This window comes from Paenarthrobacter sp. YAF11_1 (assembly GCF_052113445.1).
Classification (GTDB): Bacteria; Actinomycetota; Actinomycetes; order Actinomycetales; family Micrococcaceae; genus Arthrobacter.
Genome location: NZ_JBFRDF010000003.1, coordinates 322,955 through 347,508 on the forward strand (window position 1 = coordinate 322,955; position 24,554 = coordinate 347,508).

The window sequence follows — 24,554 nt, forward strand, 5'->3', positions numbered from 1 at the left end:
CTCGAATATTCCTTCGCCGGGAGCCTCTCGGGGCTTCGGCCGGCGTGAAAGAAAGCTGCACATACATGTCTTCCACCGCACCATCCAAGGAAGGCGAGTCCACTAAGCCAGTGAACTCGCGGGGCAAGGTGATCTTCGCGAGCCTGATCGGCACGACGATCGAGTTCTACGACTTCTACGCCTATGCCACCGCGTCGGTACTCGTCTTCCCGAAGCTCTTCTTCCCCGACGCCACTGACATCAATGCGCTGCTCAGTGCGTTCGCCATTTTTGGCGTTGCCTTCTTCGCGCGGCCTATCGGTGCCGTGGTCTTCGGCCACTTTGGTGACAAGATCGGCCGCAAGGGCACCCTGGTGGCGTCGTTGCTGACCATGGGCATCGCCACGTTCCTCATCGGTCTCCTGCCCACGGCCTCCATGCCGGGTTGGGCCATCCTTGCCCCGATCATGCTGGTCATCCTGCGGTTCTTCCAAGGCCTGGCTCTGGGCGGCGAATGGTCCGGCGCAGCATTGCTGGCCACGGAGAACGCACCCGAGGGAAAGCGTGCCATCTACGGAACGTTCCCGCAGCTGGGCGCCCCCATCGGCTTCATCATCGCCAACGTCATCTTCATCTGGATGAATGTATCGCTGAGTGCCGAAGAATTCCTGGCTTGGGGCTGGAGGGTTCCGTTCATCCTCAGCGCCGTCCTGGTGATCGTGGGCCTCTATGTCCGTTTGAAGCTGGTGGAAAGCGCGTCCTTCACCAAGGTGATCGAGCAGGACAAGGTGCAGAAGCTCCCTCTCGCAGCCACCCTCAAGAGCCACTGGCGTCCGGTGGTGGCCGGTACGTTCATCATGTTTGCCACGTACGTGCTCTTCTACATCATGACCACGTTCACCCTCTCCTACGGCACCAAGCCCACCCTGGCCGGTGCACAGGCAGCGGCTGAAAAAGCAGGCAAGCCCATGACGGCCGATCAGATTGCCGCATTCGTCCCCGGCCTGGGAATCACCCGGTCCGACTTCCTCTGGATGCTGATCATCGGCGTCGTCTTCTTCGGCATCTTCACCGTGGTCTCCGGGCCGCTCGCTGAGAAGTGGGGCCGGCGAAAGTTCCTGCTGGGGGTCACTGCCGGCATCTTCGTGTTCGGTGCACTCTGGTTCACCATGTTCGGTCCCGGCCAGGCAGCGGCCATGGTTGGCCTCATTGTGGGCTTCACGCTCATGGGCCTGACCTTCGGGCCCATGGCAGCGATCCTTCCCGAATTGTTCCCGGCCAACGTTCGCTACACCGGATCCGCCGTGGCGTACAACCTGTCCTCCATGATCGGTGCAGCTCCTGCCTCGTTCGTGGCCATTGCGCTCTGGTCTGCAGCGAACGGCAGCACGTGGCTGGTGGGCGCCTACATGGCGGCCGCTGCGGTGGTTACCTTCATCGCGCTCTGGCTGACGCGCGAGACCAAGGACATGGACTACGAAAACAACGTGTCCTAAGCAGCCCAATAACGACGGCGGCTCCGCACCATTGGTGCGGGCGGCGACAGTCTCGCCGGCCGTAGCAGCGAGGCCACGGACGGTACCGGCCTTGTGGGCGGTGAGGGGCTGCTCCATCTTCATGGCTTCGAGAACCACGATCAGGTCGCCTTCGGCCACAACATCGCCTTCAGCAGCTGCCACCTTGACGATGGTGCCCTGCATGGGGGAAGTCAGTGCATTTCCGCCGGCTGCAGCAGCCGTGGCGCCAGCCGAACGGGAGCGCTTCTTGGACTTGCCGGACTTGGTGCCCGAACCGCTGGAAACTGCCGCGACACCGCCACCGAGGCCGGACGGAAGAACGACCTCAAGGCGCTTGCCGCCCACCTCGACGACGACGCGCTGGCGCTCACCGGCGTCGGGCGTCTCAGCGCCGGCTGCGTTGGCGGACCATGCCGGGATGCTGTTGACGAACTCGGTCTCGATCCACCGGGTGTGGACTTTGAACGGGCCTTCCGCCGGGGCGAAAGCGGGATCGGTGACCACGGCGAGGTCGAAGGGGATAACGGTGGGGATGCCCTCAACCACCATCTCCTCCAGCGCCCGGCGTGAACGCTGGAGCGCTTGTTCGCGGGTGGCGCCGGTAATGATCAGCTTGGAGAGCATGGAGTCGAAATTGCCGCTGATGACGTCGCCCTGCTCCACGCCCGAATCGATGCGGACGCCGGGGCCGGTGGGGTTCTTCAACGTGGTGATGGTTCCGGGGGCAGGCATGAAGTTGCGGCCCGGATCCTCGCCGGTGATGCGGAACTCGAAGGAGTGGCCACGGACCTCGGGGTCGTCATAGCCCAGGGCTTCGCCGCGGGCGATGCGGAACTGCTCGCGGACGAGGTCGATTCCCGTGACTTCCTCTGACACGCAGTGCTCCACCTGGAGGCGGGTGTTCACTTCGAGGAAGGAAATGGTGCCGTCCTGGCCCACCAGGAACTCGCAAGTGCCGGCACCGAGGTAGTTTGCTTCCTTGAGGATCGCCTTGGAAGACTCGTAGAGGCGCTTGTTCTGCTCCTCGCTGAGGTAAGGAGCTGGTGCTTCTTCAACAAGTTTCTGGTTGCGGCGCTGCAGTGAGCAGTCGCGGGTGGAGACCACTACAACGTTGCCGAAAGCATCGGCCAAGCACTGTGTTTCCACGTGGCGCGGGGCATCGAGGAACCGCTCAATGAAGCACTCGCCGCGACCAAACGCAGCGATTGCCTCGCGGACCGCGGACTCGTAGAGCTCCGGAATCTCGTCCATGGTGCGTGCAACCTTGATGCCGCGTCCGCCGCCGCCGAAGGCAGCCTTAATGGCGACCGGGAGGCCGAATTCTTCGGCAAACTTCAGGATTTCGTCGGCCGACTCCACGGGGTCAGCCGTGCCGGGAACCAGAGGAGCGCCCACCTTTTCGGCGATGTGGCGGGCCTGGACCTTGTCGCCCAGGGCCGAGATCGCCTCGGGGGAGGGGCCAATCCAGGTGATGCCGGCGTCGATGACCTTGGCAGCGAACTCGGCGTTCTCCGCCAGGAAGCCGTAGCCGGGGTGGATGGCATCGGCGCCGGACTGCTTGGCGACGTCGATGATCTTGTCCATGACCAAGTACGACTCAGCGGCGGTGTTGCCCCCCAAGGCGTAGGCTTCGTCGGCCAAGCGGACGTGGAGGGCGTCACGGTCAGGATCGGCGTAGACCGCTACGGAGGCAATGCCTTCGTCCCGGGCGGCTCGGATGATGCGGACCGCGATTTCGCCGCGGTTGGCAATCAAGACCTTGGTAAGAGGGCTGGAAATGGGCTGCGCCGGGTTAGCTGACAAGTTGTTGACTCCTTCTGTCCTTGAGGAGCCTAGCGCGATTGTGAGGGTTCCGCCCATATTGATGGGGGATTCCGTGTGTGAGGCGATGTTCCTTTGTAGGGTTGCTACAAATGGCTTCTACTGCTCGTCGTTGTCCCACAGTTCGGTGATTCGCACTTTCGCGTGGACCAGGAGATCCCGGAGGGTGGAGATGGAAAGCCCGACGACGGCGTGCGGATCGCCGTCCACTTTGCGGATGAATGCCCCGCCCAAGCCGTCTATGGTGAAGGACCCGGCGCAGTGGAGGGGTTCGCCCGTAGCGATGTAGGCGTCGATGTCGTAGGTGCTCATCTGGGCGAAGTGGACCTCGGCGCTGGATACGGCTCCAACTGTGGCGCCGGTTCCTTCGGGGCTGTCTGCGTCTGCACCGTCTGCTTCATCGTCAGCGTCAGCGGCGGTGTCCCGGCAGTCCACCAGCCAGTGGCCGGTGTGCAGCACTCCCTGCGAGCCGCTCATCCGCAGCATCCGTTCCCGTGCAACGTCCGCGGTGTAAGGCTTGCCGTGGGACTCGCCGTCGAACTCGAACACCGAATCGCAGCCGATCACCAACGCGCCCTCAGCTTCGGGGAGGGCAGCGACGGCCTCGGCCTTGGCACGTGCCAGCAGCAGCGCGGTATCGTGTGCGTCCGTCACGCCGTACTTGGCCTGCACCGCGTCCTCGTCAACGTCCGAAACCAGGACGTCATGCCGGATACCGGCGTCCGTGAGCAGCTTGGTGCGGGCGGGGGACTGGGAGGCGAGAATCAATCGGGTCACGCCACCCAGCCTAATACGATCATCTCTCACATCCCGCGTGCTTCGGCTGAACGGTCTCCCACGTCCCGCGTGCTTCGGCCGAACGGTCTCTCACATCCCGCGTGCTTAGGCCGAACCGTCTCTCACGTCCCGCGTGCATAAACCGAAACGCTCGCTCACTTGCCTCAAGCAAGTGAGCGAGCGTTCGTGAATTTCGGCTGTTATGTGGAAGAGCGTTAGTGGACCAGTTCCTCGGTCTTCCGACGATCGGTCCGCTCCAGCTTGGCGCCTTCAACATCGACATCCAGAAGAACACGCTCCAGCCACTTGGGGAGCCACCAGGCCTTCTCGCCCAGAAGGTACATCACAGCGGGAACGATGGTCATGCGGACCACGAAGGCATCAATCAGTACACCGAACGCCATGGCGAAGCCGAGCGGCCGGACCATGGTGAGGTGGCTGAAGATGAAGCCGGAGAACACACTGACCATGATGATCGCGGCGGCGGTGACAACGGCTGCAGCGTGGCTGAAACCGGAGCGTACCGCGTGCTTGGCAGTCTCGCCGTGCATGAACGATTCCCGCATGCCCGAGGTGATGAACACCTGGTAGTCCATGGCGAGACCGAACAGCACACCGATGAGGATGATGGGCAGGAAGCTCAGGACGGCGCCCGGGTTGGCGACGTCGAAGATCCCTCCCAGCCAGCCCCACTGGTAGACGGCAACCACGGCACCGAAAGCAGCAGCGAGGGACAGCAGGAATCCGCCGGTTGCCAGCAGGGGCACCACAATCGAGCGGAAGACCAACAGAAGCAAGAGCAAGGACAGCCCGACGACGATCGCCAAGTACGGCGGCAAAGCAGCGCCGAGCTTGTTGGAAACGTCAATGTTGCCCGCGGTCTGTCCGGTAAGGCCGATTTTCACGTCAAGGTCGTCGCTGATCACAGCACCCTTGGCGCGAAGATCGGACACGACCTGGACGGTGCCGGCACTGGCCGGGCCTTCCTTCGGGATGACCTGGAACACCGCAGTGCGACGGTCTTCGCTCAAGGCGATGGGGACAGCAGCAATGACATTCTCAACACTGCGAAGTTCGTCCGCAACATCGAACTGCTTGTTCTTGGCGTCGTTTTCGCTGAGACCTTCAGGGAATTCACCGACGACGACGATCGGTCCCGTCACGCCTTCGCCGAAGCTGCTGCGGGTGAGGTCGTAGGCCTTGAAGGCCTGCGAATCGACCGGCTCGGAGCCGCCGTCGGGAAGTGCCAACCGCAACTGAGAGGCCGGCAGTGCCAAAGCGCCCAACAATACGACGCTGGCCACCAGGGCAACCCACGGATGGCGCGTGACCATACCGCCCCAGCCTCCGCTGCTGCGCTTCTCCTCGCGTTCACGGTCGGCCGCTTCGTGGCCGGGCTCAGCGTTGTGCCTGGCAGCCTTAGCCCAAGCGCGCTTGGAGATGAGTCGGCGCCCAATCAGGGCCAGCACAGCGGGTGTCAAGGTCAAAGCTACGACGACGGCGACAGCAACTGTCGCTGCGGCCGCAACACCCATCACGGCGAGGAAGGGAAGTCCCGGAACCACCAGTGCAGCCAAGGCGATGATCACGGTGAGACCGGCGAACAACACGGCGTTACCCGAAGTACCCGTAGCCAATGCAGCGGATTCCTCCGCGTCCATGCCGGCCAGCAGCTGGGTGCGGTGGCGGTTGACGATAAACAGGGAGTAGTCGATGCCCACCGCGAGGCCGAGCATCAGGGCAAGCATCGGGGAGATGGAGCTCATGTCGATGACGCTGGTGAGGGCAAACGTTCCGCCCACACCTACAGCTACGCCGATCAGGGCCATCAGGAGAGGAAGCCCGGCTGCGATGAGGGTTCCGAGCATCAGGATCAGGACCATGGCCGCGACTGCGACGCCCACGATTTCAGCAACCCCGAAAATCTCGGAGACGTCCTCGGTGATTTCCTTGCTGGCGTAGGCCGTGACGCCGGCCGATGAGACGCCGTGGACGATCTCCTGGACCTCTTCACGGACGGCGGGGTCAACGGCGTTGATGGAGGTTTTGAACTGGACCTGGGCTACTGCGGCTTTGTTGTCGCTGGAGACAAAACGGAGGCCTTCGGAGGCTTCGAGCTGTCGCTTGCCCAGAGCCAATGCGGCGGCGCCGTCGGCAGCTTCCTTGGTTCCGGCGTCGAGCTTTTCTTTGTTGGCGGCGAGTTCGGCGCGCTGCGGAGCCAGCTGGGCTTCGATCTGTGCGGGTGTGAGGCCTGAGGCAGCCAGCTGCTGTTCCGCCCCGGCGAGTTGGGTCTCGCCCGCTTCCAGCTGTGCGCGGGAGGCATCAAGCAGCGCCTTGCCTTCGGCGGCCTTGGCTTCACCGGCTGCGATCTCGCCGGCTGACTTGTCCAGCTGCTCCTGCGTGGTGAACGGGTTCACCGTTCCTTGAATGTCAGGCATGGCTTCAAGCTTGGTCAGCGCAGCGGCCACTGCGTCCTTCTTGGCTTGGTCGAATCCGCCGTCCCCGGCATCGAAGACCACGCTGGCGGAGCCTCCCGAAGAATCAGGGAGCGCTTCCTTGAGCTTGTCCGCCATCTGCTGGGTTTCGGTGCCCGGGATGGTGAAGTTGTTGGACATGGTGCCGTGGAACGCTGCGGCCGAGCCGCCCACTGCCACCATGACGGCCAGCCAGATGGAGATGACCAGCCAGCGGCGCCGATACGAAAACTTGCCGAGACGGTAGAGGAACGAGGCCATGTCAGAACCGATCTGTGGTGGTTGGAACGGAGGGGGAGGCAGCTGAGGCGTGGAAAGAAGCGTCCGACGGCGGCGCGAAGCCGGCGCCAAGGAGCCCCATCGCATCGATGAGGTGCTGGCGAAGAACCGCCAGGGACTCCGCCGAGAGATCCGGGCCGCGAGCGGCGAACCAGACGGTCATGGCGGCCTTGCCGCAAGAGATGACTGAACCAGCCAGAGCATGGACATAGAGCTCACTGATGCCGGCGCCGAGCCTGCTGCGGGCGGCGTCAATGATCTGCTCGGTGCAGTGCTCCCAGGCTTCAAGTTCGGAGCGGGCCAGTTGGCGGTTGTCGTGGGTCAGGCTGAAGAGTTCGGCCATGGGTGCCACGGACATGGGATCGGCTAGCGCCATGAGGGCTGCTTGCGCGGATTCGAGAATCGACTCGTCCGCCGGGCGGAGCCGGAACTGCTCCAAGGCGTGGTCCATGAAGCCGTCGGCTACGGATGCCAAGGCGGCCTCGAGGCTGGGGAAGTAGTTGAAGAAGGTTCGCCGTGAGACTCCGGCGCTGGCTGCGATGTCTTCCACGGTGAAATTGCCGGACCCGTTGCTACGCAAAAGGTCCAAGGCTGCGGAAGCGATGGAGCTGCGGGTGGCCGCCTTGTTGAGTTCGCGCCGCGAAGGGGCGGCGGGCTCGGAAGGGGACGGTTCCGCAGCGGCTTCCTGACTGCTGGTTTGAATCACATCATTACACTAAGTGCAAGTTTGCACTCTGCGCAATTTGAGCCGAGTGGGCATGTGAAAAGTCCCGCCCTTGTTCGTCACTGCCACCCTTTGAACGGGAGGAGGGCGAACCAGAGCGGGACTCGGAAACGTGAGCCTAGAACTGAGTCGGGGGCGCGGGAGGAGCGGGGGGAGTCGGCTGGCTCTGCTGCTGCGCGGCCGATTTGGTCAGGTAGACAGACTGGCCCGTGGCTCCAGGCTCGCCCTCTCCCAACGGCAGGACGTACACGGCGGTTCCGTAGGCACAGACTTCGGTCCAGTTGGTCCCCATCTCAGAGGTGTCGAACCGCATGGCGACGATGGCATTGGCGCCACGTTGCTGCGCTTCATTGACCATGCGTGCCATAACTTCCTGGCGGCTTTCATAGAGTGCCTTGGTCATTTCGGGCAGTTCGCCGCCACCGAGGGAGCGGAAGCCGGCCAGCATTTGCGAGCCGATGTCCCGTGAGCGGACGGTGAGGCCCATGACTTCGCCGAAGACGGCGTCGATCCGGTGGCCCGGGATTTCATTGGAAGTGACGATCAACATGGTCCGAGCCTATCCAGAGTTGGCCCCTTTAACGGGGAAATCCCCCGGGGAGAACTCCCCGGGGGATTTCCGCCGTTCCAAAGAGACGGAAACTAGGCCTTGGACTCGGCCAGTTCGCGCTCGTTGCTTTCAGCTGCTGCCTTGTCCGCTGCGTACTCATCGGCGAACACAGCACCGTTGCGGGGTGCGTTGTACAGTGACTCGTCCAGGATGCCCTGACGCTTCGCGACGATTGCGGGGACCAATGCCTGGCCAGCCACGTTGACGGCGGTGCGGCCCATGTCCAGGATCGGGTCGATAGCCAGCAGAAGGCCGACGCCGGCCAGCGGCAGTCCCAGCGTGGACAGGGTCAGCGTGAGCATGACGACGGCGCCGGTGGTACCCGCCGTAGCGGCGGAACCGAGGACGGAGACCAGAACGATTAGTAGGTACTGGCTGAAGTCAAGGTTGATGCCGAAGAACTGTGCCACGAAGATGGCTGCAATGGCCGGGTAGATTGCTGCGCAACCGTCCATCTTGGTGGTGGCGCCCAGCGGCACGGCGAAGGAAGCGTAGCCGGAGGGGACGCCCAGGTTCCTCTCGGTGACGCGCTGCGTGAGCGGCAGCGTGCCGATCGAAGAACGGGAAACGAATGCCAGCTGCACGGCCGGCCACACGCCGGAGAAGTACTGCTTGATGGAAAGGCCGTGAATGCGGACCAAGATGGGGTAGAGGACGAACAGCACCAGTGCCAGCCCGATGTAGATGGCCGCGGTGAACTTGCCCAAGGAACCGATGGTGTCCCAGCCGTAGATGGCCACGGCGTTACCGATCAGGCCTACCGTGCCCAGCGGAGCGAGGCGGATGATCCACCACAGGACCTTCTGGATGACGGCCAGAGCTGAAGCGTTGAACGTCAGGAAGGCCTCAGCCTGCTTGCCAACCTTGAGTGCGGCAACGCCGACGGCGATCGCGACCACCAGGATCTGGAGCACGTTGAAGTTGACCGCGGTGCTGACGGTGGTGGCAGCATTGGCGCTCTCGGTCACAGTGGAGCTGGCGCCAAGTCCCAGGAAGTTCTTCGGGAAGAGGCCGATCAGGAACGCCCACCAGTCACCGGTCTTGCCGGCGTACTTGGCTTCTTCGGTGATGCCGGTTGCCGCGCCCGGCTGCAGGAGCACGCCCAGGCCGATGCCGATCAGCACCGATACCAGTGAGGTGATGGCGAACCAGAGCAGTGTGTTCCATGCGAGGCGCGCGGCGTTGGACACCTGGCGCAGGTTGGCGATGGAGCTCACCACGGCGGTGAAAATCAAAGGAACGACGGCGGTCTGAAGCAAGGAGACGTAGCTGGAGCCGATCGTCTGGAGAGTAGCCCCCAGGCCGTTCGGGGCGGTCTTGGTGCTGCCCGTGTACTTGGCGATGAGGCCGAGAATGAGCCCGACGATGAGGGCTGCGATGATCTGGACGCCGAAGGATCCGGCCCACTTGGGGAGCCGGAAGCCGGTCTTGCCAGCTGTTGGGGAAGTGTTGGTTGAGGTGCTCACCGGAACACGTTAGGTGCATGGCCAATAACATAGCGAACGGACGTTGAGAAATGTTACGCGCGCCCGGGATCTGAGCTCCCGGTTGGCCCGCGGCTTTCCGGCCCTGAGTGGGGTTTATGTGAAGTTATTCCCGGAAACAGTGTGGCGATGATCTCTGGCCATGGCGCTGACCCCCGCGCCCCTTTCCGCTGATCGCGCCCGTAACCTCTGGTGCGGAATGGGGGAACGGGTGCGAGCCCGGCGCCGAAGGGGTGCGCGCGGCGGGAAGGGGAGCGGGCGTGCGTTGTGAGTGTTTGGGCAGGTTTTTGCCCTGACAAACCGGTGGTGGGTGCGGTCGTCGTATCGAGCGCGCCCCTTTCCGCTGATCGCGCCCGTAACCTCTGGTGCGGAATGGGGGAACGGGTGCGAGCCCGGCGCCGAAGGGTGCGCGCGGCGGGAAGGGGAGCGGGCGTGCGTTGTGAGTGGGTGGGCGGGGTTTTTGCCCTGACAAACCGGTGGTGGGCGCGGTCGTCGTATCGAGCGCGCCCCTTTCCGCTGATCGCGCCCGTAACCTCTGGTGCGGAATGGGGGTACGGGTGCGCGCCCGGCGCCGAAGGGGTGCGCGCGGCGGGAAGGGGAGCGGGCGTGCGTTGTGAGTGGGTGGGCAGGGTTTTGCCCTGACAAACCGGTGGTGGGCGCGGTCGTCGTATCGAGCGCGCCCCTTCCCGCCGATCGCGCCCGTAACCTCTGGTGCGGAATGGGGGAACGGGTGCGAGCCCGGCGCCGAAGGGGTGCGCGCGGCGGGAGCGGGTGCGGGCGTGCGTTGTGAGTGGGTGGGCAGGGTTTTGCCCTGGCAAACCGGTGGTGGGCGCGGTCGTCGTGTCGAGCGCGCTCCTTTCCGCTGATCGCGCCCGTAACCTCTGGTGCGGAATGGGGTACGGGTGCGAGCCCGGCGCCGAAGGGGTGCACACGGCGGGAGCGGGTGCGCACCCCGCGGGGCAGAGATTGTTAAAGAGGCCAAGGCCGGGCATCCGGCAGGGTGCGTCAAAGCGACGAAGGAGCAGCACACCGAGGATGTCCGGCCTCTAGGCGGACCTGGCAACTCAGCCCAGCAACGCCCGGCGCAGCACGTCCAAACCAACCGAGCCGATGTTGAGCGCCTTGCTGTGGAAGGACTTGAGATCGAAGCCTTCACGGGACTCCAGCTCGGCACGGATCTGCTCCCACAGACGCTGCCCCACCTTGTAGGACGGAGCTTGTCCCGGCCAGCCCAGGTAGCGGGTGAATTCGAACTGAAGCTGGCCTTCGCTGATGTCGAGGTTGGCTTTGAGGAAGTCGAAGCCCTTCTCCGGTGTCCAAGTGCCGGTGCCCCAGCGTTCGGCGACGGGCAGTTCCAAGTGCACGCCGATGTCGAACACTACGCGGGCTGCCCGCATTCGCTGGCCATCCAGCATGCCCATGTGGTCGCCCGGGTCCTTGAGGTAGCCCAGTTCCAGCATGAGCTGCTCCGCGTAGAGCGCCCAGCCTTCACCGTGGCCGGAGACCCAGCAGACATTGCGGCGCCAGTTGTTCAAGAGTTCCCGGCGGTAGGTTGCCGTGGCGACTTGGAGGTGGTGGCCGGGCACGCCTTCGTGGAAAACGGTGGTGGTTTCGGACCACGTGGTGAAGGTGTCTTCGCCTGCCGGCACTGACCACCACATACGTCCAGGTCGGGAGAAGTCGTCGGAAGGGCCGGTGTAGTAGATGCCGCCTTCGTCGGTGGGGGCGATCATGCACTCAAGAGTCTTCATGACGTCAGGGATGTCGAAGTGGACATCGGCCAGTTCGGACACGGCCCGGTCGGAGAGTTCCTGCATCCAGGCTTTCAAGGCGTCTGTGCCCTTGATCTGGCGTGCGGGATCGTTGTTGAGGATGCTCTTGGCTTCTTCGATCGATGCACCGGGTTTGATCTGGTTGGCGATCTTCTCCTGCTCGCCGATGAGCCTCTCGAGCTCCTGGACGCCCCAAGCGTAGGTCTCTTCCAGATCTACTTCGGCGCCAACGAATGAACGCGAGGCCAGCGCGTAGCGTTCGCGCCCGACTGCGTCCTTCTCCGGTGCCAGGGGCAGGAGTTCGTCCCGAAGGAATCCACCCAAGGCGCTGTACGCAGAACGCGCGGCCGCAGTCCCGGCGTCGAGCTTTGACTGAACCTCGGACGGCAGCGGCGAGCCATCAAGCGCAGCGTTGGCGGCCATTTTGGCGAAGAAACCATCCTCAGCGGCGTATCGGCCGGTCTGCTCGATGACGATCCGGACTTGGCGGGCGGCGGCGACTTTTCCGTCGGCAGCAGCGGACCGAAGGGATGCGATGTAGCCCTCAACAGCCCCGGGAACATTGGCCGCGCGGCCGGCGATGTGCTCCCAGTGCTCCACAGTATCGGTGGGCATGAGGTCAAAAATGGCGCGAATGTCCTGGGCGGGGGAGGCAATGTTGTTCAGATCGGCGAGGTCCCAACCCGACTCGTGGATCTCAAGTTCCAGGCCGAGCCGCTCGCGCATGGCGTCGAGGGTAACGGCGTCCACATCATCAGACGGCTCAAGACCTGCCAGGGCATCCAAGGCCAACTTTGTGGCCTCCGCATGGGCCTCAGCGCCGGCAGGGGAGTAGTCCTGGTATTCGGTTTCGTGTCCCGGCAGGCCCAGCGTGGTGGCGAAGCTGGGATTGAGTTCGATCAACTTTTCTGTGTACGCATCAGCGACGGCATCGATGGCGGACTTCGGGCGTACAGGAGTGTTTGCAGTAGTCACCCACAGAGCCTAGCCGCGACCCCGCTTACGTGAAAGGGTTGTTGAACTTTTCTACGTGAGCGAAAACTAGCCGCGGCTGCGCTTCCAGGCACCCGGACCCGGGGACGGGTCCAGCCGCAGCTGCTGGCGACGCACCCAATGCCGGACGTTCGGCTTGGCTGCGTCAGCCTCCTGCTGCGTACCGAGCGAAACCACGACGGCGGCAATCGCCGCGAGCTCTTCGGCTGTCGGTTCGCCCTTGACCACCGAGAACAGCGGCTCAATGGGCGCGGCGTCCGGCGCCGAATCGGCGCGGTGCTTCGGCATGCTCACAGCGGGATGTTTCCGTGCTTCTTGGTGGGCAGGCTTGCGCGCTTGTCGCGGAGGGCCCGGAGGCCCCGGATGATCTGGAGGCGAGTGTCGGACGGAGCGATGACTGCGTCCACGTAGCCCAGCTGCGCTGCCTGGTACGGGTTGAGGAGTTCTTCCTCGTAACCCTGGATGATCTCGGCGCGCTTGGCCTCGACATCACCGCCGGCTTCGGCAACAGCAGCGAGATCGCGACGGTAAAGGATATTCACGGCGCCCTGGGCGCCCATGACGCCGATCTGGGCGGTGGGCCAGGCGAGGTTCAGGTCTGCGCCCAACTTCTTGGAGCCCATCACGATGTACGCGCCACCGTAGGCCTTGCGGGTGATCACGGTGAGCTTGGGGACCGTTGCTTCGGCGTAGGCGTACAGGAGCTTCGCGCCACGGCGGATGATGCCCTGGAACTCCTGGTCCTTGCCGGGCAGGAAGCCGGGGACGTCCACCAGCGTGATGATGGGAACGTTGAACGCGTCGCAATGGCGTACAAAGCGGGCTGCCTTTTCAGAGGCGGAGATGTCCAGGGTTCCGGCAAACTGCATGGGCTGGTTGGCCACGATGCCCACGGTGTGTCCCTCAACGCGGCCGTAGCCGATCATCACGTTGGGGGCGTACAAGGACTGCATTTCCAGGAAGTGCGCGTCATCCACGATCTGCTCAATGACTTTGCGCATGTCGTACGGCTGGTTGGCGGAATCGGGAATCAGCCCGTCCAAGGCGAGGTCGTCGTCGTTGAGTTCCAGTTCCTGGTCGTGCTCCACCACGGGGGCCTCGGACAGGTTGTTGGAGGGGAGGAAGTCCAGGAGTTCGCGGACGAATTCGATCGCGTCTGCTTCGTCGGAGGCAAGGTAGGTGGAGGTTCCGGTGGTGGCGTTGTGCTGGCGGGCACCACCAAGGGTCTCCATGTCCACATCTTCGCCAGTGACAGTCTTGATGACGTCTGGGCCGGTGATGAACATGTGGGACGTCTTGTCCACCATCACCACATAATCGGTAAGGGCGGGTGAGTAGGCGGCGCCGCCGGCGCACGGACCCATGATGAGGGAGATCTGCGGGACCACACCGGATGCGTGGACGTTGTTGCGGAAAATGTCCGCGAACATGGCCAGGGAAGCGACGCCTTCCTGGATACGCGCGCCGCCGCCGTCGTTGATGCCGACAACGGGGCAGCCGTTGCGGAGGGCAAACTCCTGGACCTTGACGATCTTCTCGCCGTTGACCTGGCTCAGGGAGCCGCCATAGACGCTGAAGTCCTGGCTGTAGATCGCGATGAGGCGGCCATCCACGGTTCCGTATCCGGAGACCACGCCGTCACCGAGCGGCTTCTTCTGTTCCATGCCAAAGGCTGTGGAACGGTGCACTGCCAGGGCGTCGAACTCGACGAACGAGCCTGGATCAACCAAGAGGTCGATGCGTTCGCGGGCCGTGTTCTTGCCCCGTGCGTGCTGCTTCTCTATCGCTTCCGGGCCGGAAGGTTGCTCTGCACGGGCCTGGCGGTCGCGGAAGTCGGCAATCTTTCCCGCTGTCGTTGTCAGATCGTGGCTCATCAAGTGTCTCCGGCTCTGTAGCTGATTTTCGCTGGCGCAGTTCGGTGTTGTTCCCGAAGCTTAAGTAGCTTCCGTACAAAGAACAGGCCCCGCAAGCCAGTCTAGTGACGCCTTTGCGGCGAACCGCTGTAGAAACCCTACAATTTTCCGCGTCCAAGCCAAGGGCATCACTATGTTACCCGTCAGTAACATAGTTGCGTTAGAGTGTCCCCATGACTTCAAGCAACGACGCTTCCCGCGCACTTTCGCAGGCTGATACTCCCTACGTGGCCGCCGGTTCGCTCACGGGCCGGACCATCCTCATGTCCGGCGGCAGCCGGGGCATCGGCTTGGCCATCGCCACCCGCGCGGCCCGCGATGGTGCCAATATCGTGCTCATGGCCAAGACGGGGGACCCCCATCCCAAACTCGAAGGCACAGTTTTCAGCGCAGCGGATCAACTGGTCGCAGCCGGCGGGCAGGCGCTGCCGCTCGTCGGGGACGTCCGCAATGATGACGACGTCGCCGCGGCTGTAGCCGCCGCCGTCGAGCGTTTCGGAGGGATCGACGTCGTGGTCAACAACGCCTCGGCGATCGATCTATCCCGCACCGATGCCGTTGACATGAAGCGCTACGACCTCATGCAGGACATCAACGTCCGTGGAACGTTCCTGCTTTCCAAGCTCGCGTTGCCGGCCCTCAGGGAATCCAGCCACGCCCACATCCTCACGCTGTCTCCGCCGCTGAACCTGGACCCCAAATGGGCCGGCATGCATCTGGCCTACACCATGGCCAAATACGGGATGAGCCTCACCACCCTGGGGCTGGCCGAAGAGCTCAAGAACGACGGCGTGTCGGTCAACTCGCTCTGGCCCTGCACGCTCATCGACACTGCCGCGATCCGGAACATGCCCGGCGGGCAGCAAATTGTGCAGGCAGCACGCGGCCCCGAAATCATGGCCGACGCTGCGCATGCTGTCTTGACAGGTACGGGGGCAACGGGCAAGTTCTTCACCGATGAAGAGGTCCTGCGCGCGGCTGGTGTTTCGGACTTTTCGCCGTACAGCCTGGGCGCGCCCGAAGACCGCCTGGTTCCGGACATTTTTCTCTAGGCGGATTCCCAGCCGCTTTTCTGGACCGTGGGCCATACCGGACCGCCGCAACTGGATAGGATTCAGCTATGGATGCCGAACAGCCAGACAGCAGCGAACCCCACCTCCCAGCCGCCGGTCCGGAGCGGCCTGCCTTGGACCGTGAATCGTTGCTGCAGCCGGACTTCTTGTCGGCCACAGGCATTCCGCAGTTGACCGTCGTCCAGTCCACAGGGTCCACCAACCAGGACCTGGTCCGGGCGGTCACCGTTGAGCCCAAAAAGTGGGCTGACCTTTCCGTTCTCACCGCCGAACACCAAACGGCGGCGCGTGGACGGCTGGACCGGCACTGGGAATCGCCCGAACGATCCGCGGTGTCGGTATCCATAGTCCTCCGTCCTGTTACAGCGGAGGGCATGCCGGTGCCCACGCAGAGTTATTCGTGGCTGTCCCTTCTTGCTGCGGTCGCCCTGCGCGAGGCTTTGCAGGAAACCGCCGGGGTAACAGCCGATATCAAGTGGCCCAACGACGTCCTGGTCAACGGCCGCAAGATCGCGGGCATCCTCGCGCAGATGACTGCCACTGGCGATGGCTCGGTTCCCGCGGTGGTCCTCGGCGTGGGCCTCAACGTGACGCTGGCCGAGGAAGAGTTGCCGGTCAAGACCGCTACGTCACTGGCCTTGGAAGGGGCCACGACGACGGACCGCACCGCGCTGCTGAAAAGCTACCTGTCCCGCTTCGCGCGGCTTTACCGCAGCTTCTGCAATTCCGAAGGGGACCCGGCCGCAGGCTTGGCCGGGGGACCTTCACTGCACAAGCGGGTGGAATCAGCCATGGTCACGCTTGGCCGGGAAGTACGGGCTCACTTGCCCGGAGATCACGAGCTTGTGGGCCACGCTTCGAGGCTGGACGAGCACGGCTCCTTGCTGGTGGTGGACCACGGCGGCAGGGAACATGTTGTGACGGCTGGTGATGTGGTGCACCTGCGCGCCACAGAAAGCGGTTATGCGTAAAGAGCTGCTTCCGGGGGAGCAGGTCATCACCATCACGCGCCAACAGGCCCGCTCACTGTTCTTTCCGGTGCTTGCCTTCCTGGTAGCACCGGCCCTCACGGGCTATGCCTGCGCCTGGATTGTGAAAGGAAATGCCCAGCGCGTGGCGCCGTTCATTACAGTGGAATGGACGCCATGGCTGATTGGCCTGTGTTTAGTACTCGCAGCATGGTTGTTGCTCGCTTACAGCTTGCGCCGGGTCATGCGCTGGAACTCCGTCCGCTACGTCCTGACGAGCAGGCGGATACTTGCCAAATACGGAATGTTTCGACGCCGGGACTGGCAGGTGTCGCTCATGGCGGTCCGCAATGTGGGAGTCCATCAGAGCATGCTCCAACGGACATTGCGCTCCGGGAATATATCCTTGGATACCGGGCACTCCGGAACGACCATCTTGGCGGATGTTCCGGACGTCGCGAAATTCCGGGGGTTCATTCTTGACGCGATGGACGAACTCCCGCAAGGTGAGGTTTTTGAGGGCCAAGTATTGACGGACTATGACCAGTTGCCATGGGAGCTGAGAGAAGGTGGAAGAGATGAGCGTTGAGGATCAGCAGTCCGGCGAGGACTTGGACCAGGAGTTCGACGCCGTCCCCGAACCTTCAGTGGACGAGGACACCGATGCGGGGCCTGCTCCGGTTGCGGTGCAGGCCGGCCCGCCCACCGGCGTCTTGTCCGCCGAGCGCCTGGCCATCAAAGCCTTGGAATCAAAGCTGCTGGGCGGCGAACGTAAGCTTCGTCGTCGTGAAGTTGCCGCAGGGGCAGGCGTATCCATTCTGTCCGCCCGCAAAATCTGGCGTGCCTTGGGATTCCCGAACTTCGGCGACGAAGACGTTGCCTTTACGGAACGGGATCAAGCGGCACTGTCCACCATCCTGGACCTTGTCCGGGCCGGAGTCTTGACCGAAGAAGCTGCCATTTCCGTCACCCGGTCCATCGGGCAGATGACAGACCGCATGGTGGTCTGGCAGATCGAAGCTTTGGTGGAAGACATGGTGTCTGAACAGGGTATTCCGGATGCAGTGGCCCGTAAGCAACTGGTAGGTCAGCTGCCCGGCCTGGTGGACTCGCTCGAAGAGATCCTGGTCTACTCCTACCGCCGTCAACTCAACGCAGGTGTGCAACGCCTGGCGGTTCGCGCCGAAGCCGGGCTGCAGGCCAGTGAGGAAGGCCGCGAAGGCGACGAAGACGATTCGCCGTTGCCCCTGGCCCGGGCCGTGGGCTTCGCCGACCTCGTCTCCTACACCAGCCTCTCGCGCCGCATGAATGAGAAGACCCTCGCGCAGTTGGTACAGCGCTTTGAGAACAAGTGCGCAGAAATTATCTCCGTGGGCGGCGGCCGGCTGGTCAAGACGGTGGGAGACGAAGTCCTCTACATCGCCGAGACACCCGCAGCCGGGGCCGAGATCTCCTTGGCGTTGGCCCAAGCCTTCACCGAGGACGAAATTCTGCCGCAATGCCGCGTCTCCATGGTTTGGGGCCGCATCCTGTCCAGGCTCGGCGACATTTACGGACCCACCGTCAACCTCGCTGCCAGGCTGACCACCCTGGCCCAGCCCGGCACGGTTCTGGTGGATGCAATGACAGCCGCTGCGCTGGGGCAAGATGACAGGTTCGTCTTGGTTCCGCAGAAGTCGGAGAATGTTCGTGGCTTCGGCGAAATCCATCCCGTGATGCTGGCCCGTGGCCGCGGCAAGGGACTGGTGCTGGACTAGGCCTCTGCAGTCCTCTGCAGGCCTCCGCTGACAGCCCGCCTTCCAAGGCTCACGCTCTCTCACATCCCTCGGGCTAAAGCCGAACGCTCGCTCACTTTCTTCAGGAAAGTGAGCGAGCGCTCGGCTTTAAGGGGTGTTACGTGAGCGGGCGTTCGGGGTGCGATTCACGTCACGACTTAGCTAATCGATGGAGTAACCCGGTAGGCTGTGGGGTGATTGTGTCGTGTTTCGCCGTGGGGGTCGGCGCCGGCTGCTTCGTGCTGCCTGAACTGTGGGGGAATGTGGGATGGCTCTGCCTGATGGGTCCGGAAAACGCCGTGCCAACAACCGCCGGCGTAAGGTCATCGCTGCTACTGCCTTCACTGCCGCAGCGGCTGTCCTGGTAACAGGTGCCATCATCTACCCGGGGTTCAAGACCACCGAGGTGGAACTGAACGACGGCGGCGTCTGGGTGGTCAGTAAGACCAAGAATGCGGCCGGCCGCCTGAATTACCCTTCCAAATCGTTGGACGGCGCAGTGACTCCAGCCAGCACCAACTTCGACATCCTTCAGCAGGCCGGCGATATTTTCATCGATGACGCGGATGGCGGGACCATCAACCCCATCAGCGCCGCCAACATGCGCCTGGGTGGCGACCAAAAACTTCCGGGCTCCGCAGAGGTGAGCTTCGGCAACAAAGTACTGGCTGTCACTGACCCGTCCAAGGGCAAGGTCTGGGCCGTTTCGCCCACCTCCATCGGCGGTTTCAGCGACGAATCGGAACCCTTGTTCGAGCAGTCGCCCGGCGTTGTTTCGGTGGTGGGTGTTGATGACACCATCCACACACTGGACCCGAAAACAGGAACACTGACGGCAACAAAGGTGGACCTCGACGGGAAGGCCGTAGATTCACAGGTCCGGAGCGACGACGCTTTGAAGGCCGACGGCGAAGTCCAGTTGGCAACCGTGGGCGACAAAGCAGTGGTACTGAACGCAACCACCGGCGACATCGTGCTGCCCGGGGGCAACAGAGTACACCTGGACGACGCACGCGAAGCCAAGCTGCAGCAGAGCGGCCCGGCCGCCGACTTCATTGCCATCGCCACACCGAAGGCACTGCTCCTGCAGCCCCTCGACGGCGGAACCGCCAAGACAGTCCAAACGGACGGCCAGGGTATTCCGGCGGCGCCGGTCCATCTGGGATCCTGCACGTACGCCGCGTGGTCCGGTGCCAACAAGTACGTCCGGGAATGCACCAACGAGGCAGATAACAGGCGCTCCGACGTTCCCAAGGCGAGTGCGTCGCCGTCGTACGTTTTCCGTGTCAACCGCGATCTCGTGGTGCTGAACGACGTCAACTCCGGCAACGTCTGGATGGTCAACCAGAACATGCAGTTGGTCAACAACTGGGATGACGTCATCCCGCCCCAACAGACCTCGGACGACGCCGAGAAGGACTCTGCGGACGAAGTCCAGCAGACAGTCCTTCCGGACCGCAGCAAACCCAACACCGTGCCGGTGGCCAAACCCGATGCCTTCGGGGTCAGGGCCGGAAAGACGACTGTCCTGCCCGTCCTGGACAACGACGCCGATGCCGACGGCGACGTCCTCACGGTCAGCGCCAGCGAGCCACTGAAATCCGGCGCATTGTCCGCCGTCTACGGCGGCACCGGCTTCCAGGTCGCAGTCCCCGTCGGAACCACGGGCTCAGAAACCTTCAAGTATTCGGTGGACGACGGCCGTGGCGGTACGGGCGGCGCGGACGTCGATCTGCGGGTCGTGCCCGCAGAGGAAAACAACGCGCCGCAGCCCAAGCCCAACCGGAACAACGCCTTGGCGGTCCAGTCCGGGAAGATCGCCAGCCAGTTTGTCCTCACCGATTGGTTGGACCCCGACGGCGATGACATCTTCGCCGTCGCCGTCTCTAGCAGCGATCCCGCGGACCAGGTCCGGGTCCGGCCGGACGGCTTGCTCACCTTCCAGGACTCGGGAGCGGGACCGGGCCGCAAAACCCTGACTGTCAGTGTCTCGGACGGGTCGCTGACCACCCAAGGGCAGATCAGCGTTGATGTTCGTGCTCCCGGTGCGTTGCCGCCTATCGCGAACGCTGACCACGTGGTTGCGGTGGCGGGCCAGGATACGGTGATCGCGCCGCTCAAAAACGACACCGACCCCCAGGGCGGCACGTTGCGGCTTGCGCAGGCACAACCGGATCCGCAGTCAACCGCTGTGGTGGGTCCGGACCAGCAGACGTTCATTTTCAACTCGACGTCGGTGGGTCCTCACTATGTGACGTACATGGTGACCAACGGACCGGCGAGTGCCCAGCAACTGGTGCGGGTGGACGTCGTGTCCGGAAACAGCGACGGCGCACCGGTGGCGGTCCGCGATATTGCGCTCCTCCCCAGCGGCGGCAGCACCGTGGTTGACGTGTTGGGCAACGACTCGGACCCCAGTGGGGGCGTCCTGGTGGTCCAATCGGTTACGGCGGCTGACGGGCTCCCGGTATCGGTCGCGGTCCTTGACCATTCGGTCATCAAGATCACCGACATCCGGGCCCAAGGGCAGCTCTCGTTGAAATACACCATTTCCAATGGCAAGGCGTCGGCAACCGGGGATATTTCAGTCCAGGTTGTGCCGGCGCCCACCAAACTTCAGGCACCCCAGGCCAAGCCGGACGAGGTATCCGTGCGTGCCGACGACGTCGTGACCATCCCGGTCCTGGAGAACGACACGGACCCCAATGGCGGAGAGCTCACCCTCGACCCCGTCCTGGCGCAGCAGCCGGACGAGGCTGCCGGCAGGATCTTCAGTGCGGGGAACACCCTGCGCTATATCGCGGGCGAGGAACCCACCACCGTCTACGCGATCTACAAGGTCAGCAACGCCTCGGGCCAAACTGACTCGCAGCAGGTCACCATCCGCATCCGCGCCCGCGACGACGCCACCAACACCCGGCCCGAGCCGCGGAACCTGACAGCCCGGGTAGTTGCCGGGATGACGGTGAAAATTCCTGTTCCCCTGGACGGCATCGACGCCGATGGCGACTCAGTGCAGCTCATCGGAATCGACAAAGCTCCCGAGCTGGGGACAGCCATCCTGCGGGACGGATATTTGGAGTTCACAGCCGGGGGCACGTCCGCCGGTACTGACACTTTCAGCTACCGCGTGCGGGACCGCATTGGTGCTGAGAACACCGGCACTGTGATCGTGGGCATTGCGCCGGCCGAAGCCGATAACCAGAAACCCATCGCTGTGGACGACGTCATAGATGTCCGGCCCGGCCGACGGGTCGCCGTGAACGCGCTGAAAAACGACTCAGACCCCGACGGCGACCCCATCGGTTTAGTGGCGACGTTCGAGGCCAACCCGGAACTCCAGGTTGAAGCGGCCGCAGGAAAGGTGGTGCTGACGGCCCCAGGTGTTACCGGGACGGAAAGCATCAGCTACCGGATCCAGGACGATAAGAAGGCAGAAGCTGCCGCTGTCATCCGCGTCCAGACCAGTCCGACGGCGCCGCTGCACGCTCCCGTGGCGGTGGACGATCGGATCACGCTCGCGGAGACCCTGGGCAAGACGGCCGTTGACGTTCCGGTGCTGAAAAACGACTCAGATCCCGACGGCGTTGCCGAAGACCTCACCATCTCCCTGCCGGACGCAAACCCGAATGCGCGAGTGGGGACAGCCGGCAACGTGGTGGTGACGCTGCTGCCCCAAGACCAGTTGATTCCCTACACCGTCACGGACATCGATGGGCAGTCAGCCACCGCGGTCATGTGGATTCCCGGTCAGGGACTCCAGTACCCCACGCTTTCCACCACGGACATCGTGGAGGTCACCGCGGGGGAGGAGATCACGCTGGCCCTCCAGGATCATGTCAAGGTCAGGGATGGCCGCCAGCCCCGCATCACGGTCGCGGACAAGATCCGCGTCCTGGGTGGCGACTCCTCCAATGTCATTGTGGGCGACGGTACCGCGCTGAGGTATGCGGCCCAGCCTGAGTACGTGGGGCCCGGGTCCATCACCTTCGAAGTGACCGACGGCAGTGGTCCGGACGATGCCGAAGGCTTGAAGTCCACTCTGACCATCCAGACCAAGGTGCTCCCGAACCCCAATGCCAATCACGCCCCCACCTTCAGCGGTGCTGCGATTGATGCCCCCAAGGGGGACACGACGGAGCTGGATCTGGCCAATCTCGCCGCAGACGTTGATGAACAGGACCAAGGTAAACTCACCTTCAGCGTGGACGGTGACCTGCCCGGCGGATTCGACGCGCGGGTGGAGGGCACGGTCCTGAAAATCACCCCTGGCGGTTCACTCAATCCCGGAGCCCGAGGCACCGTCCCGCTCAAGGTCACCGACGGCCGCTCCGAGCCGGTGAAGGCAGCCGTCACAGTCTCGGTGGTCTCCTCCAACCGGCCGAAACCGGCAGCCAACGACGACGTGGTGGACAAAGCAAACGCCGGCAAGCCCGAAACCATCAACGTGTTGGGCAACGACTTCAATCCCTTCAGCGAACCCTTGACCGTGGTGTCTGCCGTGGTCGAAACAGGTTCCGCGTCAGGTGAGCCGGCCATTGGCGGCGACTCCATTACGGTGACGCCCGCCGACGGCTTCAAGGGGGTCCTGGTAGTCAGATACACCATCAAGGACAAGACCGATGATCCCAGCCGCCAAGCCGTGGGCCGCGTCCGGATCACCGTGCGGGACAAGCCCGACGCTCCTTCGGCGCCAGTGGCTACCGACGTCCGCAGCAAGACAGCCGTGCTCAAGTGGGCGCCGCCGTCGGACAATGGCGCGGCCATCACCAAGTACACCGTGAAGGCTGCCGGGTTCCAGCAGGAATGCCCCACCACCACCTGCACCCTCACCGGGCTCACCAACAACGTCAAGTACGTTTTCACCGTGGTTGCCACCAACGAGGTAGGCGAATCCCAGCCCTCCGTGCCCTCCAATGAGATCACTCCGGATGAAAAGCCGTCGCCCCCTGACGTCCCGACGGTCAAGGCCGGCGACAAGGACCTGGCGATCACGTGGACCCCTGCCAAAACCGAGGGTTCACCGGTGAAGCACTACAACCTGGAGATCTCCCCGCCGCCGGCCAACGGAATCGCGGTCAAGAACGAGGTCACTGGCCTCAACTACACCTGGCCCGGCCTGACCAACGGTGTGAAGTACAAGGTCCGCGCCCAAGCCGTCAATGACCTTGGCCCTTCAGATTGGGGGCTGTATTCAGCCGAGGACCACCCTGCCGGTATCCCCGCAACACCGGCGCCGCCGAGCACCACTGTGGTGTCAGCTGTTGGTTCGCAGAACCAGCTCCGCATCGACTGGGCAGAGCCGGACATCAATGGCGACCCCATCAAGAATTACTACGTCACCATGAGCGGCGGCAGCGGGGCTACCCAGACGCAAACCATTCCCGGGAACGTCCGGACGGCCACCTTCAAGGTGTCCACCAACGAATCGGCGTACACGTTCACCGTCCAGGCCGAGAACAAAGCAGGCAAGGGCCTGGTCAGCGCGGCTTCACCGCCGCGCAGGGCCACGGGAAAGCTGGGTACCGTCCAAAACGTCAGCGCGACGCCGGCCAATACCGGCGCCGCTGGTGGCCAGCTCACCATTAACTTCAGTGCGCTCGGCGACACCCAGCGCAACGGTTCCAAGGCCAACGAAGTCAGCTACACCTACTCCGCAGGTGGACGCTCCGGTGCCATCCAGCCCGGGCAGACGGTAGGAGGCTTCGCCAACGGCCAGGCCACAAGCGTTACGGTCACGGCGCACTCCACAGTGGCGCCCAGTTCTGATGCCAGTGCCGCCGCTACCGCGACGCCGTTCGGGTCACCGGGGACGCCGTCGGCGTCGGGGTCCAACGGTGCCGTGAACCAGAAATCGGTGACCTTCAATTGGTCGTCACCATCGGCAACCACCAATGACGTCAAGACAACGAAGATCAGTATCGACAACGGTGGCTGGGAGACCGTGGGTGCCTCCGGCAGCCGGACCATCAATACGGCCGGCTGGGAAGAGACGCACAGCATCGCCGTGCAGACCTTCAACTCGCTGGGAACCGGGGGCCCCGTGGCGTCGGCCAGCGCTAAGTCGGGACGCCAGGGGGAGTGGACCACCACTATGAACCCTGGAGCGGTTGTGCGGTCGTGCAGTTATGCCTTGGGCAGCGCGAGTTACAGGGAATCGGACAGAACCTGCGACGGCAAGGGTGGCAACCAGCCACCTTGGTTCTACTCGGCTGATCAAGGACCGCTGGTTGTGCGTTGTTACATTGACCAGTCGGATCATGTCGTTGGCATGTTCCGTTGGTGGCGGATCGAATCGGGTTCTTACCGCAACGTTGGCCGGTACATCATCGCAGGTCACACCAGCCTTCCAGACCCCGCGGGCATCGGAGCGCCCCCGTGCTGACCGTTGCAAA

At 63.6% G+C, this 24,554-nt stretch carries 14 protein-coding genes and 1 pseudogene; 6 read left to right on the top strand and 9 right to left on the bottom strand.

From position 1 onward, the window contains the following. Positions 1 to 65 precede the first annotated feature (65 nt). Positions 66 to 1,475 carry an MFS transporter gene (locus AB4Y77_RS06975; protein ID WP_311214299.1) on the top strand — a complete coding sequence of 470 codons (1,410 nt, stop codon included), beginning with the start codon at positions 66 to 68 and terminating at the stop codon, positions 1,473 to 1,475. Positions 1,476 to 1,514: 39 nt separating this feature from the next. On the opposite strand, the pseudogene AB4Y77_RS06980 reads toward AB4Y77_RS06975, so the two are convergent. From AB4Y77_RS06980 to AB4Y77_RS07020, 9 genes and pseudogenes are all read right to left on the bottom strand, one after another. Next, positions 1,515 to 3,356, bottom strand: a pseudogene (locus AB4Y77_RS06980) (ATP-binding protein); the annotation flags it as partial. 60 nt (positions 3,357 to 3,416) lie between these two features. Next, entirely contained in the window at positions 3,417 to 4,094 is a 678-nt protein-coding gene (locus tag AB4Y77_RS06985) for a Maf family protein (RefSeq protein ID WP_442013392.1), read from the bottom strand. Positions 4,095 to 4,309: 215 nt separating this feature from the next. Further along, on the bottom strand, positions 4,310 to 6,829 hold the full coding sequence (locus tag AB4Y77_RS06990) for an MMPL family transporter (protein WP_442013393.1): 2,520 nt from the start codon (positions 6,827 to 6,829) through the stop codon (positions 4,310 to 4,312). A gap of 1 nt (position 6,830) precedes the next feature. After that, a complete protein-coding gene (locus AB4Y77_RS06995; RefSeq protein ID WP_442013452.1) occupies positions 6,831 to 7,550 on the bottom strand; it encodes a TetR family transcriptional regulator in 720 nt (239 codons plus the stop codon). A 139-nt stretch (positions 7,551 to 7,689) separates the two neighbouring features. Further along, positions 7,690 to 8,121 (bottom strand): YbjQ family protein, encoded by a 432-nt coding sequence (locus AB4Y77_RS07000; protein ID WP_442013394.1) that lies wholly within the window; start codon positions 8,119 to 8,121, stop codon positions 7,690 to 7,692. Between the two features lie 92 nt (positions 8,122 to 8,213). After that, the gene (locus AB4Y77_RS07005; RefSeq protein ID WP_442013395.1) at positions 8,214 to 9,647 is read right to left on the bottom strand and encodes a dicarboxylate/amino acid:cation symporter; all 1,434 of its coding nucleotides are present in this window, start codon (positions 9,645 to 9,647) and stop codon (positions 8,214 to 8,216) included. Positions 9,648 to 10,729: 1,082 nt separating this feature from the next. Beyond that, on the bottom strand, positions 10,730 to 12,412 hold the full coding sequence (locus tag AB4Y77_RS07010) for a DUF885 domain-containing protein (RefSeq protein ID WP_442013396.1): 1,683 nt from the start codon (positions 12,410 to 12,412) through the stop codon (positions 10,730 to 10,732). 66 nt (positions 12,413 to 12,478) lie between these two features. Further along, positions 12,479 to 12,718, bottom strand: coding sequence for an acyl-CoA carboxylase subunit epsilon (locus AB4Y77_RS07015; RefSeq protein WP_311214369.1), 240 nt, complete (start codon positions 12,716 to 12,718; stop codon positions 12,479 to 12,481). Positions 12,719 to 12,720: 2 nt separating this feature from the next. Beyond that, positions 12,721 to 14,304, bottom strand: a complete 1,584-nt coding sequence (locus AB4Y77_RS07020) for an acyl-CoA carboxylase subunit beta (protein WP_442013397.1) — start codon at positions 14,302 to 14,304, stop codon at positions 12,721 to 12,723. A 212-nt stretch (positions 14,305 to 14,516) separates the two neighbouring features. On the opposite strand from AB4Y77_RS07020, the gene AB4Y77_RS07025 reads away from it, so the two are divergent. The 5 genes from AB4Y77_RS07025 (at position 14,517) to AB4Y77_RS07045 (ending at position 24,544) form a co-directional block, all read left to right on the top strand. Beyond that, positions 14,517 to 15,395 (top strand): SDR family oxidoreductase, encoded by an 879-nt coding sequence (locus AB4Y77_RS07025; protein WP_442013398.1) that lies wholly within the window; start codon positions 14,517 to 14,519, stop codon positions 15,393 to 15,395. 68 nt (positions 15,396 to 15,463) lie between these two features. After that, positions 15,464 to 16,387, top strand: a complete 924-nt coding sequence (locus AB4Y77_RS07030; protein ID WP_442013399.1) for a biotin--[acetyl-CoA-carboxylase] ligase — start codon at positions 15,464 to 15,466, stop codon at positions 16,385 to 16,387. After that, positions 16,380 to 16,973 carry a PH domain-containing protein gene (locus tag AB4Y77_RS07035; RefSeq protein ID WP_442013400.1) on the top strand — a complete coding sequence of 198 codons (594 nt, stop codon included), beginning with the start codon at positions 16,380 to 16,382 and terminating at the stop codon, positions 16,971 to 16,973. Before AB4Y77_RS07030 ends, AB4Y77_RS07035 begins: the two co-directional genes overlap by 8 nt. Beyond that, complete coding sequence (locus AB4Y77_RS07040; RefSeq protein ID WP_311214311.1) at positions 16,963 to 18,141, top strand: adenylate/guanylate cyclase domain-containing protein; 1,179 nt, start codon at positions 16,963 to 16,965, stop codon at positions 18,139 to 18,141. The genes AB4Y77_RS07035 and AB4Y77_RS07040 overlap by 11 nt, the downstream gene beginning before the upstream one ends. A 286-nt stretch (positions 18,142 to 18,427) precedes the next feature. Continuing rightward, positions 18,428 to 24,544 (top strand): Ig-like domain-containing protein, encoded by a 6,117-nt coding sequence (locus tag AB4Y77_RS07045; RefSeq protein WP_442013401.1) that lies wholly within the window; start codon positions 18,428 to 18,430, stop codon positions 24,542 to 24,544. Positions 24,545 to 24,554: the final 10 nt, after the last annotated feature.

Coding starts and splice junctions, on each gene's coding strand:
- AB4Y77_RS06975 (WP_311214299.1), top strand. CDS start 66: ATGTCTTCCACCGCACCATCCAAGGAAGGCGAGTCCACTAAGCCAGTG.
- AB4Y77_RS06990 (WP_442013393.1), bottom strand. CDS start 6,829: ATGGCCTCGTTCCTCTACCGTCTCGGCAAGTTTTCGTATCGGCGCCGC.
- AB4Y77_RS07000 (WP_442013394.1), bottom strand. CDS start 8,121: ATGTTGATCGTCACTTCCAATGAAATCCCGGGCCACCGGATCGACGCC.
- AB4Y77_RS07015 (WP_311214369.1), bottom strand. CDS start 12,718: ATGCCGAAGCACCGCGCCGATTCGGCGCCGGACGCCGCGCCCATTGAG.
- AB4Y77_RS07020 (WP_442013397.1), bottom strand. CDS start 14,304: ATGAGCCACGATCTGACAACGACAGCGGGAAAGATTGCCGACTTCCGC.
- AB4Y77_RS07025 (WP_442013398.1), top strand. CDS start 14,517: ATGACTTCAAGCAACGACGCTTCCCGCGCACTTTCGCAGGCTGATACT.
- AB4Y77_RS07030 (WP_442013399.1), top strand. CDS start 15,464: ATGGATGCCGAACAGCCAGACAGCAGCGAACCCCACCTCCCAGCCGCC.
- AB4Y77_RS07035 (WP_442013400.1), top strand. CDS start 16,380: ATGCGTAAAGAGCTGCTTCCGGGGGAGCAGGTCATCACCATCACGCGC.
- AB4Y77_RS07040 (WP_311214311.1), top strand. CDS start 16,963: ATGAGCGTTGAGGATCAGCAGTCCGGCGAGGACTTGGACCAGGAGTTC.
- AB4Y77_RS07045 (WP_442013401.1), top strand. CDS start 18,428: ATGGCTCTGCCTGATGGGTCCGGAAAACGCCGTGCCAACAACCGCCGG.